The sequence below is a fragment of the Arthrobacter russicus genome, assembly GCF_031454135.1.
Lineage (GTDB): Bacteria > Actinomycetota > Actinomycetes > Actinomycetales > Micrococcaceae > Renibacterium > Renibacterium russicum.
On record NZ_JAVDQF010000001.1, the window covers coordinates 1448983 to 1465345 of the forward strand.

General features: G+C 64.8%; 16 protein-coding genes and 1 riboswitch. Of the genes, 7 read left to right on the forward strand and 9 right to left on the reverse strand.

Annotated elements, in window-relative coordinates:
- Positions 1-111: 111 nt before the first annotated feature.
- Complete coding sequence (locus tag JOE69_RS06820) at positions 112-891, forward strand: TetR/AcrR family transcriptional regulator (RefSeq protein ID WP_309797200.1); 780 nt, start codon at positions 112-114, stop codon at positions 889-891.
- Here the strand turns inward: JOE69_RS06820 and JOE69_RS06825 are convergent.
- From JOE69_RS06825 to JOE69_RS06850, 6 genes are all read right to left on the reverse strand, one after another.
- Positions 846-1487 (reverse strand): DUF4166 domain-containing protein, encoded by a 642-nt coding sequence (locus tag JOE69_RS06825; protein WP_309797202.1) that lies wholly within the window; start codon positions 1485-1487, stop codon positions 846-848. The two genes, JOE69_RS06820 and JOE69_RS06825, sit on opposite strands and share 46 nt — an antisense overlap.
- Before the next feature lie 66 nt (positions 1488-1553).
- Positions 1554-2408 carry an ABC transporter permease gene (locus JOE69_RS06830; protein ID WP_309797207.1) on the reverse strand — a complete coding sequence of 285 codons (855 nt, stop codon included), beginning with the start codon at positions 2406-2408 and terminating at the stop codon, positions 1554-1556.
- Complete coding sequence (locus JOE69_RS06835) at positions 2405-3262, reverse strand: ABC transporter permease (RefSeq protein ID WP_309797209.1); 858 nt, start codon at positions 3260-3262, stop codon at positions 2405-2407. The genes JOE69_RS06830 and JOE69_RS06835 overlap by 4 nt, the downstream gene beginning before the upstream one ends.
- A complete protein-coding gene (locus tag JOE69_RS06840; protein WP_309797212.1) occupies positions 3255-4223 on the reverse strand; it encodes an ABC transporter ATP-binding protein in 969 nt (322 codons plus the stop codon). Before JOE69_RS06840 ends, JOE69_RS06835 begins: the two co-directional genes overlap by 8 nt.
- A gap of 97 nt (positions 4224-4320) precedes the next feature.
- A complete protein-coding gene (locus JOE69_RS06845; protein WP_309797214.1) occupies positions 4321-6813 on the reverse strand; it encodes an MMPL family transporter in 2493 nt (830 codons plus the stop codon).
- A 50-nt stretch (positions 6814-6863) separates the two neighbouring features.
- Positions 6864-7490 (reverse strand): TetR family transcriptional regulator, encoded by a 627-nt coding sequence (locus JOE69_RS06850; protein ID WP_309797216.1) that lies wholly within the window; start codon positions 7488-7490, stop codon positions 6864-6866.
- Positions 7491-7537: 47 nt separating this feature from the next.
- Between JOE69_RS06850 and JOE69_RS06855 the strand changes: the two genes are divergently transcribed.
- Positions 7538-8437, forward strand: coding sequence for an isocitrate lyase/PEP mutase family protein (locus tag JOE69_RS06855; RefSeq protein WP_309797218.1), 900 nt, complete (start codon positions 7538-7540; stop codon positions 8435-8437).
- 71 nt (positions 8438-8508) lie between these two features.
- Here the strand turns inward: JOE69_RS06855 and JOE69_RS06860 are convergent, their stop codons facing one another.
- The 3 genes from JOE69_RS06860 to JOE69_RS06870 form a co-directional block, all read right to left on the reverse strand.
- Positions 8509-9390 (reverse strand): bifunctional methylenetetrahydrofolate dehydrogenase/methenyltetrahydrofolate cyclohydrolase, encoded by an 882-nt coding sequence (locus JOE69_RS06860; protein WP_309797220.1) that lies wholly within the window; start codon positions 9388-9390, stop codon positions 8509-8511.
- Positions 9391-9392: 2 nt separating this feature from the next.
- Positions 9393-10673 carry a serine hydroxymethyltransferase gene (gene glyA / locus JOE69_RS06865; protein ID WP_309797222.1) on the reverse strand — a complete coding sequence of 427 codons (1281 nt, stop codon included), beginning with the start codon at positions 10671-10673 and terminating at the stop codon, positions 9393-9395.
- Positions 10674-10768: 95 nt separating this feature from the next.
- Positions 10769-10854: riboswitch (ZMP/ZTP riboswitch) on the reverse strand.
- 111 nt (positions 10855-10965) lie between these two features.
- Positions 10966-11508 carry a GNAT family N-acetyltransferase gene (locus JOE69_RS06870; protein ID WP_309797224.1) on the reverse strand — a complete coding sequence of 181 codons (543 nt, stop codon included), beginning with the start codon at positions 11506-11508 and terminating at the stop codon, positions 10966-10968.
- 52 nt (positions 11509-11560) lie between these two features.
- On the opposite strand from JOE69_RS06870, the gene JOE69_RS06875 reads away from it, so the two are divergent.
- From JOE69_RS06875 to JOE69_RS06895, 5 genes are all read left to right on the forward strand, one after another.
- Positions 11561-12658: an NAD(P)-binding domain-containing protein gene (locus JOE69_RS06875; RefSeq protein ID WP_309797225.1), complete on the forward strand. Its 1098-nt coding sequence runs from the start codon at positions 11561-11563 to the stop codon at positions 12656-12658.
- Between the two features lie 4 nt (positions 12659-12662).
- Positions 12663-13544 (forward strand): formyltetrahydrofolate deformylase, encoded by an 882-nt coding sequence (gene purU / locus JOE69_RS06880; RefSeq protein ID WP_309797228.1) that lies wholly within the window; start codon positions 12663-12665, stop codon positions 13542-13544.
- 373 nt (positions 13545-13917) lie between these two features.
- Entirely contained in the window at positions 13918-14457 is a 540-nt protein-coding gene (locus JOE69_RS06885; RefSeq protein WP_309797231.1) for a gamma carbonic anhydrase family protein, read from the forward strand.
- A gap of 63 nt (positions 14458-14520) precedes the next feature.
- Entirely contained in the window at positions 14521-15039 is a 519-nt protein-coding gene (locus tag JOE69_RS06890) for a gamma carbonic anhydrase family protein (protein ID WP_296363813.1), read from the forward strand.
- Between the two features lie 100 nt (positions 15040-15139).
- A complete protein-coding gene (locus tag JOE69_RS06895; protein ID WP_296363812.1) occupies positions 15140-16354 on the forward strand; it encodes an ROK family transcriptional regulator in 1215 nt (404 codons plus the stop codon).
- The last annotated feature ends 9 nt before the right edge of the window (positions 16355-16363 follow it).

Below are 16363 nucleotides of genomic sequence, written 5' to 3' on the forward strand. Positions count from 1 at the left end.
CCAAGAGCGGTGGTGCGGAGTGGTACCGGCATCATCGACGAACATTGTTCTAGAATTACGAACACTGTTCTATCAATGGAACATTGTTCGTGTCAAGCTACACTGGAAGGCATGAGTGTGGATCCCAAGCAGCGCCGGGCCGCCCGGCACGCGCAACCGGCCGCGGCAACCGCCCGGCAGCCCCGGCGGAACACGCCAATCACCGTTGAACGGATCACCGATGCCGCTCTGGAGATCGTCGCCGGCAAAGGCTACGAGGCGATGACCATGCGCAGCGTGGCCGGTCTGCTCAATACCGGCCCCGCCTCGCTCTACGCCCACGTGGTCAACAAAGCCGATATCGATGAGCTGATCATCGGCCGACTGTGCAGCCAACTGGTGCTGCCCGAGCCCGACCCGGCAGCTTGGCGGGAACAGATCGTGGACGTCTGCACCCAGCTGAGGGACCAGTACCTGAACTACCCGGGCATCTCCCGGGCCGCACTCTCCATGGTGGTCACCGATCTCGACGTCTTGCGGATCAACGAAGGCATGTTGGCGATCCTGCTCGCCGGCGGCATCGATCCGCAGACCGCAGCCTGGGCGATCGATGCGCTCTTCCTCTACGTGGGCGCTTACGCATTGGAGATCGCGCTCTCGGCGCACCGGCGGAGCGAACTGAACGAGGGCTGGGTGTTGAGCAACGACGAGCGCGCCGAGTTGGTGCAGCGCTTCAGCGCCCTGCCCGCAGCACGTTTCCCGAACACCAGCCGCTATGCAGCAGAGCTGACCTCGGGCGACGGGCACCAGCGGTTCGATTTCACGCTGGGCTTGATCGTGGACAACCTCGACCGGCCCCGTCCCGGTCAGTCCGGCGAGTCCGGCGAGTCCGGCGAGTCCGCCCAGCGGTAACCGAAGTCGCCGCGGTATTCGTAGAGCAGCCCCAACTGCGGTTGGCTCAAGCGCATCGAAACCTGCTGCCGGCCGGTCTCGGCATCGAAGCGCTCAGTGATCTGCACGCCGGGCGACACCGCAGCGGGAATCCTCAACCAGCCCCAGGGAACCCGGAGCCGGACCCGCGAGCCGGTCAGCCGCATCGCCCCGTCGCGGGCCTCGACGGTCAGCGACACGGCCAGCCAGCCGTGTTTGCCCAGGCAGTCGGTCAGCGATCCATCCGCTTCCACGGCGATCGAATCCGGCATCACCTTGCTGCCGTTCCGGAAGTGGAAAGTCCGGGTCGCGGAGAGCGTCGCGCGTCCCCGGCGGTCGTGACCCGGTCGGTTGCATACCTCGAAGGGGACCCGCTGCTGCCATACCGGGAACACGATCCCTTCCCGCGCCAGCAGCCACAGCACCGGCCAGAGCCAGCGCCGCGGCGTGCCGACCTGCTGGAAACTGCCCCGGCCCAGACCGACTTTCCCGTCCGGCAGCGCACCGAAATAGCCCGCCAACCCGGCATCCAGCTGTGGCAGCACGTCCGCTGCCGCGAGTTCCCAGACCGACGCCATGGTCCGAGCTTAGGCCGGCCGGTAGGGAATTTTTGAACCATTGCCGGGCTATTGCGGACTGCCCGATTATTTGAGGAAGAGCTTGCGCAATCTGGACGTGGTCAGGATCAATCCGAGCACGGTCATCACCACGTAATACAGCAGGTGCCCCGCGGTGCCCCAACCGATCACCCCGGCACCGAGCTCGCGCAGCAGCTCGACCCCATGCCACAGCGGCAGAGCCTGGATGATCCACTGGACTGCTTCCGGGTAGACCGAGAGCGGGTAGAAGGTCGCGGAGAACAAGAACATCGGCAACATCACGAAGTTGATCCAGTCCATGCCTTGGAAACTCTTGATGAAACTCGTGATGCCCATCCCGAAGCTGGCAAAGCCGAAGGCGATGAACACCGAGGCCGGCACCATCAACAAGGCCAAGGGCGAGGTCACCAGGCCCATCGCGGCCATCACGATGGTGAATCCGGTCGCATAGACGAAACCGCGCAGCAGAGCCAGGAAGATCTCGCCCAGGGCAACGTCCAACGGCCCCAGCGAGGTGTAGAGCATGCCTTGGTAGAGCTTTGCGAAATTCATCTTGAAGAACACGTTCCAGGTGGAATCGTAGACCGCGCCGTTCATCGCCGAGGTGGCCAGCAGCGCCGGGGCGATATAGGCGGCGTAACTGATCTGCTGCCCGCCCGGACCGGTCACCGCGCCGACCAGCGAACCGAGCCCCACGCCCATCGACAACAGATACAGCACCGGTTCCACGAAACCGGAAAGCATCACCAACCAATTGGTGCTGCGCGTGGCCAAGAGTCCGCGGGCGATCACCGACCTGGCATTGCCGGAATACAGCGCACCGAAGCTGCCCCTGCGGTTCGCCACCCGGGCGGCCGCGGAATCCGCTGCGGATTCCGTGCCGGACAATGCCGCGCTCATTCTGCCAACCTCTTCGCGTAGATCCGCTGCGACAGGCGCCAACCGAACCCGGCCAGCGCCAACAGGTACACCAGGTGGACCACGGTGAGCCAGGCTGCTTCCGGATAGCCGAAACTCAGCACCCGGCCCAATTCGGTGGCATGCCACAAGGGTGAAATCCAACCGATCCACTGCAGGAAGACCGGCAACTGGCTCAGTGGGAAGAACGTTCCGGAAAACAGGAACAATGGGGTCACGATGAACCGCTGCACCATCGCGAACTGGCCGGCGTCGGTTTTCAGCGTGGCCACCCACGCCATCAGCGGCAAGCCGAAGCTCATTGCGGCCAGACTCGCGGTCAGCACCGAAAGCCATCCCCAGGGCGACGGCGCCGCCTGGAACAAGACCACGATCAGGTAATAGACCGCGGTGGGCAGCAGGATCCGGATGAAGGTCGAGATGATGTGCCCCTTGGCGATCTGCTCCGGGACCAACGGCGAAGCATGCGGCCCGTAGTAGATCCTGCGCCAGCGGAACCCGGCCATCACCGGGAACATGAAATCCCCGGCGGCCGACATCAGCGCGGTCGAAGCCACGAGCGCCGGAGCGATGAAAGTCTGGTAACTGACCCCGGAAAATTGGTTGCTGGTGCTCGAATTCACCAGCGAGGCCAGACCGATCCCCATCGCGAACAGGTACGCCAGCGGGGAACCGATCGAATAGGCGGCAATCGAAACCAGCCAGTTCCGCATTTGGCGGAACATGTGCTCTGCGAAATACCAGGAGCCGAAGCGCACAGCCTTGACGGCGGACTGCTCCGGAGTCAACGGAACCGGTATTTTGGTCCGTTCCGGGATCGGGTGCGGCTCAGTCAATGAGGCTCCTCCCGGTCAACCGGAGGAACACGTCTTCCAGCGAAGAACGCCGGATCAGCGAGGTCAAGGGGTGCAATCCCCGACCGGCGATCGCTTCCATCACCTTTTCGCCGTCGTCGGCATAGATCAGCACCCGGTCCGGCAAAGTCTCGATCCGCTCGCCGATCCCCTGCAGCTCCGTGCCGACCGAGCTGTTGCGTTCCGAACCGAAGCGCAGTTCCACCACCTCGCGCGTCGAATACTCCCGGATCAATGACGCCGGTGATCCTTCGGCCATGATGCTGCCTTTGTCCACCACGATCAGCCGGTCGCACAGTTGCTCGGCCTCGTCCATGTAATGCGTGGTCAGAATCAAGGTGGTACCGGCTTCTTTGAGCCGGAAGAGCCGGTCCCAGAGGATGTGCCGGGCCTGCGGGTCCAGCCCGGTGGTCGGTTCGTCGAGGAGCAGGATTTTCGGATCGTTGACCAGAGAGCGGGCGATCGTCAAACGCCGTTTCATGCCGCCGGACAGGTCGTCGACCTTGGCGGAGGCCTTTTCGGTCAACTGCGCGAACTCCAAAAGCTCATCGGCCTTCGGCCTGAGGTAGCTCAGCGGCAGCCCGAAATAACGCCCGTAGACGATCAGGTTGTCCCGGACTTTCAATTCTTCGTCCAGATTGTCCTGCTGCGGAACCACGCCCAGATGGGCGCGCACCTGCGGGCCGTGTTTTTCCGGATCCAGGCCCATGATCGTCAAGTCGCCCGAGGTCCGTTGCGAAACCCCGCCGATCATCCGCATGGTGGTCGATTTGCCGGCTCCATTCGGGCCGAGCAGGCCGAAGGACTCCCCCGGCGCGACGTCGAAGGAAATGCCGTCGACCGCGGTGAAATCGCCGTAGCTTTTGGTCAGCGCACGCGCGGAAACCACCGCATCCGCGGTGGTCGGGTGGGGTGATGCCGGAGCGATTTCTTCGTTGAGCACCAGAACAGACTAGTACAGGTATTCGATCCTGGTAAGCCCCGTCCCGGCCGGAGCGCGAAGGGCCGAACGCATCCAGCGTCCGGCCCTTCGCCACCGATCAGGCTTTGGCCGCGACTAGATCTTCATCTTTGTCGTCGTCCTGGGGATCAGCGCTGCGCGCTTCGTGCAGGGCCACCACTTTGGCGCCCTCGACGTCGACGTCGGGCAGGATCTTGTCCAACCAGCGCGGCAGCCACCAGGCGGTTTTGCCCAGCAGGTGCATCGCAGCCGGCACGATCGTCATCCGCACCACGAAGGCGTCGATCAGCACACCGAAAGCCAGCGCGAATCCGAGCGGGCGGACCATGGTCAGATGCGAGAAAATGAAGCCCGCGAAAACACTGGTCATGATGATCGCCGCGGCCACCACCACCTTGGCCGCATGGCTGAATCCGGTGCGCACCGCTTGTTTCGCGTTCTCGCCGTGCGCAAAAGCCTCTCGCATCCCGGAGGTGATGAAGACCTGGTAGTCCATGGCCAGACCGAAGAGCACCCCAATCAGGATGATCGGCAGGAAGGACAGCACCGCGGCGGGATTGGGCACATCGAACACCGCGCCGAGCCAGCCCCATTGGTAGACGGCCACCACTGCGCCGAAGCTGGCCGCGAGCGAAAGCAGGAACCCGCCGGTGGCTAGCAACGGCACCACGATGGAGCGGAAGACCAGCAACAGCAGGAGCAACGACAGCCCGACGACGACGGCCAAGTACAGCGGCAACGCCTCGCCGAGTTTCGCGGAGACATCGACGTTGGCCGCGGTTTGCCCGGTCAAACCGATCTGCACCCCGGTGTCCGACTTGATCTTGGTTCCGGCTTCGCGAAGGTCGTGCACCACAGTCACGGTGCTGGCGCTTGCCGGCCCGTCCTTCGGGATCACTTGGAACACCGCGGTGCGCTTGTCGTCGCTCAAGGCAACCGGAACCGCGGCCGTGACGTTTTGCACCGCGCGCAGTTCGTTCGCGACATTGAACCGCGCCTGCTGCACATCGGCGTCGCTCAGCCCGGCGGGCAACTCGCCGACCACCATGATCGGACCGTTCATGCCGGCGCCGAAATTGTTTTCGATCGACTGGTAGGACTTGAAGGCGCTCGAATCGACGGGCTCGGAGCCGCCGTCCGGCAACGCCAGCCGCAGGCTCGCCGCTGGCAGCGCGACGACCACGAGCGCCAGCACACTCGCCACCAGGGTCATGATCGGGTGTCGGGTGACGAATCCGCCCCATCCGGAGCCTTTAGCGCTATGCGACTTCGCTTCGGATTTGGCCTCAGCCTCGCCCGGGTGCAGCTCCGCCTTGCGCCAGGCCCGGCGGGAAATCACCCGTTTGCCGATCAAGCCGAGCACCGCCGGGGTGAGCGTCAGCGCGATCAGCACCGCGAAGGCGACGGTCGCCGCGGCGGCCAAGCCCAGCACGGAAAGAAACGGCAATCCGGAAATGGTCAACGCAGCCAGCGCGATCACCACGGTCAGGCCCGCGAAGAGCACTGCATTGCCACTGGTGCCGGTGGCCTTGGCAATCGATTCGCGCAGGTCCATCCCGCCCAGCAACTGCTGCCGGTGCCGGTTGACGATGAACAGCGAGTAGTCGATGCCGACTGCCAAACCGAGCATCAAGGCCAGCATCGGCGAAATGGAGCTCATCTCGATCACGCCGGTGAGCGCGAACGTGCCGCCCACTCCGATTCCGACGCCGATCACCGCCATCAACAACGGCAGTCCGGCCGCGATCAAGGTGCCGAGCATCACGATCAGGACGATCGCGGCAATCACCACGCCGATGATTTCGGCCGGGCCGAACAGCTGGGAGACGTCTTCGGTGATCTCCTTGCTGAAATAGACCTCGACGCCGGCGGATTTCGCCTCGTTGACGATGCTCTGGACATCCTGGCGATCACTGGGCTGCAAGCTGTAGAGCGAGACTTTGAACTGGACCTGGGCCACTGCGGCTTTTCCGTTTTCGGACACGAAGCGCAAGCCTTGCGACGCCGCGACTTGCTGTTTCGCGGCAGCAAGTTGCGCTTCGCCGGCGGCGGCTTCCGCTTCAGCCGCGGCGAGCTGGGCCTTGAGCGCCTGGTACTGGGCTTCGACCGCGGCCGGCCGTTGCGGAATGGCTTCCAATTGCGCCAGTTGCGCCTGCCCCGCGGCGAGTTGCGCTGCACCGGCGTCGAGCTTTTGCTGGCCGGCTTGGATTTGCGCGGCGGTCCCGTCGATCTGGGCCTGGGTTTCGAACGGGCTCACCGCCGATTGCACGTAGCTCTTGGTTCCGAGGTTCTGCAAAGCATCGTCGATCGCGCTTTTCTGCGCGTCGCTGAACCCGTTGCCGGATTCGAAGACGATGCCGGCGCTGCCGCCGGCGGAGGATGGCAAATCGGTTTTGAGCTTGTCCAGCATCCGCTGGGTTTCCGTGCCGGGAATCTGGAAATTGTTGGACATTTGGCCGTGGAAGGCCGCCGCAGCGCCGCCGGCGCCGAGCAGGATCACCAACCAGAGCGCCACCACCGCCCAACGATGGGTGGCGGAAAATTTTCCGAGTCGATAGAGCAGCAAAGCCATGGGTTTCCCGTTTCTCAGTCGTTGACGGTGGGTAGCAGATTCAAGGGTTGTTACTGCTCGGGCCGGACGAACCCGGCACCGAGGTGGGCGATCGACCGGATCATCAGCGCCCGCAGGTCGCGTAGTGACGTTTCATCGATCGCGGCGCCGTTGCGGGCGAACCAGACCTCCATCGCGGCCTTGCCGCAGGCGATCACCGAGCCGACCAGGGCCCGCACGTACAGCTCGTCGGTGCTCGCACTGAACCGCGGTTTGGCGGCGGCGATGATCTTGTCGGTGCAGTCGTTCCAGATCTCCAGTTGGAATCGGCCGACCGCGTCATGCTGGCCGGCCAAGCTGTAGACCTCGGCGATGGTCGCCAAATGCATCGGATCGGCCAGTGCGATGAGCGCGTTTTGCGCTGCTTCCAGGATCGGTTCGTCCAAGGGCCGTTCCCGGAACTGCTCGATGGCCAGGTCCAGGAAGGACTCGGTGCTGGAGGCGATGGCCGCCTCCGCGGAAGGGAAGTAGTTGAAGAAGGTGCGTCGGGAGATTCCGGCCGCGTCAGCCACATTCTCGACCGTGAATCCGCCCATGCCCTTCGTCCGGAGCAAGTCCAAAGCGGCCTCGGCAATGGCTCCCCGGGTTGCGGTCTTGTTCTTCTCACGGCGGTTTTGGTCCTGCATCAAATCAGTCACGTAAATACACTAAGTGCATTTTTGCACTAAGTGCAAACTCGTGAGAAGTGATCTCCGGCACAATTTCGCCGGAACCCAGATCGCGGTCTGGAGTTGTCCGCAATGCCCTGGTGCCGGAGGACCCGGTCTGGCTGAATGAGGGCATCACAAAAGACCTCACGGAGTCCTTCACCGCCCTGCACCAGGACCTGCTCGTCCTGCCCAACGCCTGGGACGCGGCGTCCGCCCGGTTGATGGTGCGCGCCGGCGCCGCGGCTGTCGCCACCAGCAGCTCCGCGGTGTCCTGGTCGCATGGCTACCCGGACGGAAACCGGCTGCCCTTCGAACTCGCCTTGGCGACCATCGCCCGGATCAGCCGATCCGTCGGAGTACCGGTGAGCGCGGACATCGAGTCCGGTTATGCGGACGACGATGCCGGGCTTTCGGCCAATGCCCGGGCGGTCATCGACGCCGGCGCCGCCGGAGTGAACCTCGAAGACTCCGGTACCGCCGGGCTGCTCGGCGTCGATCACGCCGCACACCGGATCGGCGTGGTCCGGGCGGCCGCCCAGGCAGCCGGCCTCGGGCTCTTCATCAACGCCCGCACCGACGTCTTCCTGGCCGGGAATCCGCCGCAGGACGGCGTGCGGCAAGTCATCGAACGGAGCCGCGCCTATCTGGAGGCCGGGGCCAGCGGCGTCTTCGTGCCGGGGCTGCTGGATCTGGACAAGCTGGCCGAGATTACCGCGGCCGTCGATGCCCCGGTGAACGTGCTCGCCGGCCCCAGCGCGCCGAGCGTCGCGGAACTCAAAGCGGCCGGAGTGCGCCGCATTTCGGTGGGCAACGACCTCGCCGGACTCGCCTATGCCACCGCGGAACGTGCTGCGCAGCAGATCCTGGAAACCGGCGAGTTCACGGCATTGCGAGGCGCCGCCGACTACGGGGCCATGCAGCAACTGTTCCAGTAACCCGCCGAGCGTTGACTTATGGCGGGTTGGCAAGCCGCAGACCCGCCATAAGTCAACGCTCGAAGCCGGGTCTAGCGCTGTGCGGCCTCCGCCGCCTGCACCACATTGGACATCAGCAGCGCCCGGGTCATCGGTCCGACACCGCCGGGGTTCGGCGAGATCCAAGCTGCGATCTCGGCCACGTCCGGGGCGATGTCGCCCAGCAGTTTCGACTTGCCGGTGGTTTCGTCGCGTTCGCGGGACACCCCGACGTCGAGCACCACCGCTCCGGGCTTGAGGTCCGCCGCTTTGATCAGGTGTGCGACGCCGACTGCGGAAATCACCACATCCGCTTGGCGCAAGTGCGCGGCCAGGTCCGCGGTCCCGGTGTGCGTCAAAGTCACCGTGGCATTGATCGCGCGCCGGGTGAGCAACAGCCCCAGCGCCCGGCCCACGGTGATCCCGCGGCCGACGACGACCACGTGCTTGCCGGCCAGTTCGATGCCGTTGCGCTGCATCAACTCGATCGTGCCGACCGGGGTGCAGGGCAGCGGCGAGTCGATTTCACCGTTGACATTGAGCACCAAGCGACCCAGATTCACCGGGTGCAGCCCATCCGCGTCCTTGGCCGGGTCGATCCGCTCCAACACGGCCTGCTCGTCCAGATGCTTGGGCAGCGGGATCTGCACCAGGATGCCGTGCACCTCCGGATTGGCGTTGAGTTCGTCGATCACCGCGTCGAGCTCTTCCTGGGTGGTTTCCGCGGCGAGCTGACGCTCGAACGACGCCAGACCGAGCCCTTGGGCGTCTTGGTGTTTCATCTTGACGTAGGAGTGGCTCGGCGCATCGTCGCCGACCAGCACGGTGGCCAAGCCGGGAGTGACCCCCTGCGCCTTGAGCGCCGCGATCCGCTCGACCAGCTCGGATTTGACCGCGGCGGCCGCCAGCTTGCCGTCCAGAATCTTCGCCGCCATGCTCAGCTTTCGATTCCGGGGTACAGCGGGAAAGCTTCGGCGAGTGTGGCCACCCGGGCCCGCAAAGCCTCGGCATCTGCGGCACTTCCCGCCTTGAGCGCCTCGGCGATGATCTCAGCCACCTCGCTGAACTCGGCTGCGCCGAACCCCCGGGTCGCCAACGCCGGGGTGCCGATCCGCAGCCCGGAGGTGACCATTGGCGGGCGCGGATCGAAGGGCACCGCATTGCGGTTCACCGTGATGCCGACGCTGTGCAGCAGGTCCTCGGCCTGCTGGCCGTCCAACGCGGAATTGCGCAGGTCGACGAGCACCAGGTGCACATCGGTGCCGCCGGTGAGCACCGAGACGCCGGCTGCCGCGAGATCAGGCTGGTTGAGCCGCTCGGCCAAGATTTTGGCGCCTTCGATCACACGGCCCTGGCGTTCCTTGAACTCCGCACCGGCGGCGACCTTGAACGCCACCGCTTTGGCCGCGATGACGTGCATCAGCGGGCCGCCCTGCTGGCCCGGGAACACCGCCGAGTTGAGCTTTTTGGCCCACTCCTGCTTGGCCAGGATCACACCGGAGCGCGGCCCGGCGAGCGTCTTGTGCACGGTCGAGGTGACGACGTCGGAGTACGGCACCGGGGACGGGTGCAGGCCGGCCGCGACCAACCCGGCGAAATGCGCCATGTCGGTCCAGAGCAAAGCACCGACTTCATCGGCAATCGAGCGGAACGCGGCGAAATCGAGGTGGCGCGGGTACGCGGACCATCCGGCAATGATCACCTGCGGCTTTTCGGCTTTCGCCTGTTCCCGGAGCTTGTCCATATCGATCCGGAAGCTGTCTGCTTCGACTTGGTAAGCCGCGACTTCATAGAGTTTGCCGGAGAAATTCAGTTTCATGCCGTGAGTGAGGTGGCCACCGTGGGCCAGCGAAAGCCCCAGGATCTTGTCTCCGGGGTTGATCATCGCGGCGAGCGCCGCCGCATTGGCCTGGGCGCCGGAGTGCGGCTGGACATTGGCGTACTCGGCGCCGAAGAGGTCTTTGACCCGTTCGATGGCGAGATTCTCGGCGACGTCGACGAATTCGCAGCCGCCGTAATAGCGGCGCCCCGGATAGCCTTCGGCGTATTTGTTGGTCAGCACCGAACCCTGGGCTTCCAGGACCGCACGCGGCGCGAAGTTCTCCGAGGCGATCATTTCCAGGGTATTGCGCTGACGGCCCAATTCGTCCTGCAGGACTTGGGCGATTTCCGGATCGAGTTCTGCGAGCGGGGTGTTTGACAAAGCATCTGTGGACATCGACAACTCCTGGGCGTGAGGTGGTGTTCTATGGTCAGGCTACCGGCTGGTGCGGTCCAAACATCAATGTTTATTGCGGCACCACCGTGAACATGACCCCGGTCCCAGGCGTACGATCCATGGTCTGCATGCGTGCCGCTCCCCGGTGGTAGGCCACCTTACGCCAGTCGCGACCTGCCCAGCTTAGCCCACCGGGCTCCCCCGTTCCACGCCCGTCCAATTCGGGGCTCCAGTGGGCAGGGACGTCTGAGCCCACTCGATCTGCCGATTGGACGGGCGTGGGATGCACGGTTCAGTCCGCCCAATCGAAGCTGCTGACCGTGCCGGTTTCGAAGTCTCCGCGCAGTAGTCCGTAGGCTACCGAGGCCAGGTAGCCGCCGTCGCCAGTCGGCCAGGCTTGCCGGTAGTGGGCTTCTTTCAGGAAGCCCGCTTTCCGGAAGGCCTTGCGCATTGCCAAGTTGTCTTCCCTGGTTTGCCCTTCCAGTCTGCGCACCGACGGGAATCGTTCGAAGACCTGTCCCGCCAAGGCACGAAGTATCGGTACCGCCAGGCCTCGGCCCCGATACTGCTCGGCCAGGCGCAGATCGAAAACCGGGTTGCCGCCGTCGGCCAGGTCGGCGAGGTCCTCCAGCGCGAGGTAGCCGATACGCTCCGGCGCTTCGATCCAGAAGGCTTCGCGATCCGAGTTCCAGTAGTGGCCGGCCGCGATGCGGTGCCGCACCGCAACTTCGTCCAGTCTCGCGCTGCCGTGGAACGGCCACTCGTTCCGGCAGAGGAAGGCCACCAGCTCAGCTGCCTCGGCAGCCGGATCGATCGGGTTGAATCGGATCTGCATGCTGCCAGATTAGCCCGGGAATTCCGGCCGTGACCGGATCGTTGGAGCAGGCATGTATGAAACCGTGGTGATCGGGGCCGGTCAGGCCGGGCTCTCCGCCGCCTACCACCTCCAACGGAAGGGACTCCGGGCGGGAAGCGACTTCCTAGTGCTCGATGCGAACCCCGGTCCGGGCGGCGCCTGGCAGCACCGGTGGCCCTCCTTGACCTTGGGGGCGGCGCACGGGATCCACGACTTGCCCGGATTTCCGCTCGGCGCTCCGGAATCGTCCCGGCCGGCTTCCGAAGTGGTCGCCGAATACTACGGCGCGTTCGAGGCCGAGAACCAGTTGCGGGTGCAGCGCCCGGCCAAGGTCCTGGCAGTCAGCGCGCTGCCGGGGGCAACCGGCCTGAGCCTGCGGACCAGCACCGGGGAGTTCAACGCCCGTACGGTGATCAGCGGAACTGGCACCTGGGACAAACCCTATTGGCCCTACTACCCCGGCGCCGCCGAGTTCGGCGGACGGCAACTGCACACGCACGATTTCCAACAGGCTTCGGATTTCACCGGGCAGCGGGTCCTGGTGGTCGGCGGCGGCACCTCGGCGGCGCAATTCCTGCTGCAACTGCACGACGCCGGTGCGCAGACTTTCTGGTCCACGCGCCGGCCGCCGGAGTTCCGCTGCCTGGACGACAACCCGGACTGGGGCCGGGAGGTGGAACGCGCTGTCGACGGACGGACGCGGGCCGGGCTGCCGCCGATCAGCGTGGTCGGCGTCACCGGGTTGCCGATGACCCGGATGTACCGGGACGGAATAGCCTCCGGAGTGCTGGCCTCCCGCGGCCCGCTGCAACGGCTGGAGGCCGGGAGCGCCATTTTCGAAGACGGTTCAGCAGAACCCCTCGACGCGGTGCTCTGGGCCACCGGGTTCCGGGCATCGCTGGACCACTTGGCGCCGCTGAAGCTGCGCGAACCCGGCGGCGGGATCCTGATGGACGGGGTCCTGGTGGTCAAGGAACCGCGGCTGTTCCTGGTCGGCTACGGGGCATCCGCCTCGACTCTGGGGGCGACCCGGGCCGGACGGTCCGCCGCCTTGGCCGCACTGCGGTATCTGGACGACGTCAAAATTCAACCGGAACCCGAAGAATCGGCAGCACTGCCAGTAGCCTGATTCGGTGACTGATGCTCAGACTCCCCGATACGCGCTGACCCTGTCCTGCCCCGACCGGCCCGGCATCGTGCATGCGGTCAGCGGTGCGCTGCTCGCCGCCGGCGGCAACATCACCGAATCCCAGCAGTACGGCAGCACCGGTTCTCCGGATGCACTGGATGCGTCGGATGGCACCTTCTTCATGCGAGTGGAAGTGAGCACTCCGGAACCACTCGATGGACTGCGCTCGGCAGTACAGCCGATTGCCGAAGAGTTCGCCTTGGATTGGACCCTGCACCGGGTCGGCACCCCGGTGCGCACTCTGCTGATGGTGTCCAAAGAAGCGCACTGCCTCAATGAACTGCTGTTCCAACAGCGGTCGGGCCAGCTGCCGATCGAAGTCCCGGCGATCGTCTCCAACCATCCCGACTTGGCCGAAATGGCCGCGTTCTACGGGATTCCGTTCCATCACGTCCCAGTGGACCCGCGGAACAAAGCAGCAGCGGAGCAGGTGCTGCGGGAACTCGCCGCTGCGCACGATGTGGAACTCGTGGTCTTGGCCCGCTACATGCAGATCCTTTCCGATGAGTTGTGCCGCGAGCTCTCCGGCCGGGCGATCAACATCCACCATTCCTTCCTGCCCTCGTTCAAAGGCGCGCGCCCCTATGCCCAGGCCCATGCCCGCGGAGTCAAGCTGATCGGCGCCACCGCGCACTACGTGACCGGGGAACTCGACGAGGGGCCGATCATCGAGCAGGAAGTGATCCGGGTGGACCATGCCCACACCTCGGAGCGACTGGCCCAGATGGGCCGGGCCGTGGAAGCGCGGACGTTGGCCCAGGCGGTTCGCTGGCATGCCGAGCATCGGGTGCTGCTGGACGGGAAGCGCACCGTCGTTTTCGCCTGAGGCCGGGCGATGCCGATATTCGGTAAAAGAACAAAACCTCGATCTTCGACGTGTTCGTGAAAGTTACTTTCAGCTTTTCAATCGACTGAATAAACAGCTTATAAAATCGCCCGAAAGAATCAATTTAATTTGTTGCCCTAAATAATTTTTCACACTCGTTCGGAGCGCCTCCAACTTCCCCTGAACGCTGAAAAATACTGATATTACGGGCTTTCTGGTCAGCTTTGACAAGAATTCCGACGACCTCGCCTCGCCTCACAATGGAAGACGCCCAACCTTTTAATCATCTCCCGAACGGCGAACCTCCGGCAACATTCCTATGCATAGTCATAGTTTCAACAAAAGCACTATTGCTCCCGGATAAAATCAATGCATGAGCCCCTTATATGATTTTTCAGGAGAAATTCCCGTGATCGGGGAGAACGTATTCATCGCACCCTCGGCAACCGTGATCGGCAGCGTCTCACTGGCCGACAATGCCAGCGCTTTCTACGGAGCCGTGCTGCGCGGCGACGCCGAAACGATCAGCATCGGCCCCGGCAGCAACGTCCAGGACAACGTCGTGGTGCACGCCACCCCGGGCTACCCGACGCAACTGGGCGCCGGAGTGAGCATTGGCCACAATGCGACCGTCCACGGCTGCACCGTCGAAGACGATTGCCTGATCGGCATGGGCGCCACGGTGCTCAATGGGGCGCACATCGGCGAAGGTTCCCTGATCGCCGCGGGTTCCGTGGTCTTGGAGGGCATGCAGATCCCGGCCCGCTCACTGGTCGCCGGCGTCCCGGCCAAAATCCGGCGGGAAACCACCGAAACCGAGCTGGAGAACATCTGGCACAACGCCACCAGGTACCTGGAACTGGCCAGCCTGCACCGAGCCCGGCACGCCGTGCGCGCAGCAGTCAGCGCCTGAGCCGGCCGCCAGACCGCATCGCCAACCGCCGCCGGAGACTGCCGGGACGATACCCTTGGCATTATGAGTCCCATCTATGAATTTTCCGGCACCGCCCCGATGGTCGCCGAGGACGCCTTCGTGGCGCCCAATGCCTCGCTCATCGGCGACGTGCGTTTGGGCCGCGGCTCCAGCGCCTTCTACGGCGCAGTGCTGCGTGGCGATACCGCGAGCATCTCGGTAGGCGAAGGCTCGAATCTGCAGGACAACGTGGTGCTGCATGCCGATCCCGGGTTCCCGGCCACCGTGGGCGACCGGGTCAGCGTGGGCCACGGTGCGGTGGTGCACGGCTGCACCGTCGAAGACGATTGCCTGATCGGCATGGGCGCCACGATCATGAACGGCGCCCGGATCGGCGCGGGTTCCCTGATCGCCGGCGGCGCGGTGGTCCTGGAAGGCACCGTGATCCCGCCGCGCTCCCTGGTCGCCGGAGTGCCCGGCAAAGTCCGGCGCGAAATCGGCGAGGACGAGCTCGCCGGGATTCGCGCCAACGCGGACCATTACCAGCAATTGGCCCAAGCCCACCGGCAACTGCACGCCTGAATCCGCGGAAGAAAAAACCCAAAATTGACCGGTTGCGGCATTTGTCCGAGCTTTGTGTTCAATTCTTGACTGCAATCAGAAAGTAATGCACTCTACCTATATGTCCGCCGATGCACGCTCGACAACGCGCCTTCCCCGCAACCCCGGTTCCCAAACCGCCCTGCGGCAACGCAACCAGCAGCGGATCGTCGAAACCCTCTTGAACGCAGGGCCGCTCACCCAGGCCGAGCTTTCCCGGCATACCGGGCTCTCCACCGCCACGGTCTCGAATCTGGTCAAGATCATGTCCGACGGCGGTCTGGTCTCGACCGCGCCGACCACGAGTTCCGGACGTCGGGCCACCTCGGTGCGGTTGAATTCCAAGGGCGCGGTGGCGGTCGGCATCGACGTCGGCCGCACCCACGTGCGGGTGGTGATCGCGAGCCTGGGCTACCGGATCATCGCGGAGCGCTCGATCCGGCTGCCGCTGGGGCATCTGGCCGTGGACGGCGTCCGCGCGGCAGCCGAACTGCTCCGTGGGCTGCTGGCCGATTCCGGGCTCCCGGAAAGCGCCGTGGTCGGCGCCGGCGTCGGCATCCCCGGCCCGATCGACAGCCGCACCGGCACGGTGATCCAAGGGGCGATCCTGCCCGAGTGGGTCGGCATCAACATCCTGGAAATGCTGGAAGAGGCGCTCGGCGTTCCGGTCTATGTGGACAATGACGCCAATCTCGGCGCGCTCGCCCAAGTCACCTGGGGCGCCCACAACGCCGTCGAGGATCTGATCTTCGTCAAGATCGGCAGCGGCATCGGTGCCGGACTGGTGCTCGGCGGTTCGCCGTACTACGGCAATATCGGGATCACCGGGGAAATCGGCCACGCCACGATTTCCGAGCAGGGGCTGATCTGCCGCTGCGGCAATCGGGGCTGCCTGGAAACCGTCGCCTCGACCGCGATCATGATCGAATTGCTCTCCCGCGGAGCGCCGGCGCCGATCACTACCGAAGACATCATCCGGCAGGCCAGAGCCAAGGATTCGGCGACCCTCCGGGTGATCGACGACGCCGGCCAGGCGGTCGGCCGGGCGGTGGCCAATGTGGCCAATCTGCTCAATCCGGAAGTGATCGTGGTGGGCGGCCCACTGGCCGAACTGGGCGAGATCCTGCTGGAACCGATCCGTCGCGGGCTGATCCGCCACGCGGTGCCGGCGATCGGCGAAACCACGCACCTGGTGATGTCGTCGATGGGCAATCGGGCCGAGGCGCTCGGCGGTGCGGCGCTGGTCTTCCAGCACCAGGGAATCAGCTCGGCATTGAGCACTGAGGCCAGCGCCTGACACCGAGTG

What these genes read in the sequence shown, in the direction of transcription:
- JOE69_RS06820 (WP_309797200.1), top strand. Translation starts at nt 112, where the DNA reads ATGAGTGTGGATCCCAAGCAGCGCCGGGCCGCCCGGCACGCGCAACCG.
- JOE69_RS06825 (WP_309797202.1), bottom strand. Translation starts at nt 1,487, where the DNA reads ATGGCGTCGGTCTGGGAACTCGCGGCAGCGGACGTGCTGCCACAGCTG.
- JOE69_RS06830 (WP_309797207.1), bottom strand. Translation starts at nt 2,408, where the DNA reads ATGAGCGCGGCATTGTCCGGCACGGAATCCGCAGCGGATTCCGCGGCC.
- JOE69_RS06845 (WP_309797214.1), bottom strand. Translation starts at nt 6,813, where the DNA reads ATGGCTTTGCTGCTCTATCGACTCGGAAAATTTTCCGCCACCCATCGT.
- JOE69_RS06860 (WP_309797220.1), bottom strand. Translation starts at nt 9,390, where the DNA reads ATGGCGGCGAAGATTCTGGACGGCAAGCTGGCGGCCGCCGCGGTCAAA.
- glyA (WP_309797222.1), bottom strand. Translation starts at nt 10,673, where the DNA reads ATGTCCACAGATGCTTTGTCAAACACCCCGCTCGCAGAACTCGATCCG.
- JOE69_RS06870 (WP_309797224.1), bottom strand. Translation starts at nt 11,508, where the DNA reads ATGCAGATCCGATTCAACCCGATCGATCCGGCTGCCGAGGCAGCTGAG.
- JOE69_RS06875 (WP_309797225.1), top strand. Translation starts at nt 11,561, where the DNA reads ATGTATGAAACCGTGGTGATCGGGGCCGGTCAGGCCGGGCTCTCCGCC.
- JOE69_RS06885 (WP_309797231.1), top strand. Translation starts at nt 13,918, where the DNA reads ATGAGCCCCTTATATGATTTTTCAGGAGAAATTCCCGTGATCGGGGAG.
- JOE69_RS06890 (WP_296363813.1), top strand. Translation starts at nt 14,521, where the DNA reads ATGAGTCCCATCTATGAATTTTCCGGCACCGCCCCGATGGTCGCCGAG.
- JOE69_RS06895 (WP_296363812.1), top strand. Translation starts at nt 15,140, where the DNA reads ATGTCCGCCGATGCACGCTCGACAACGCGCCTTCCCCGCAACCCCGGT.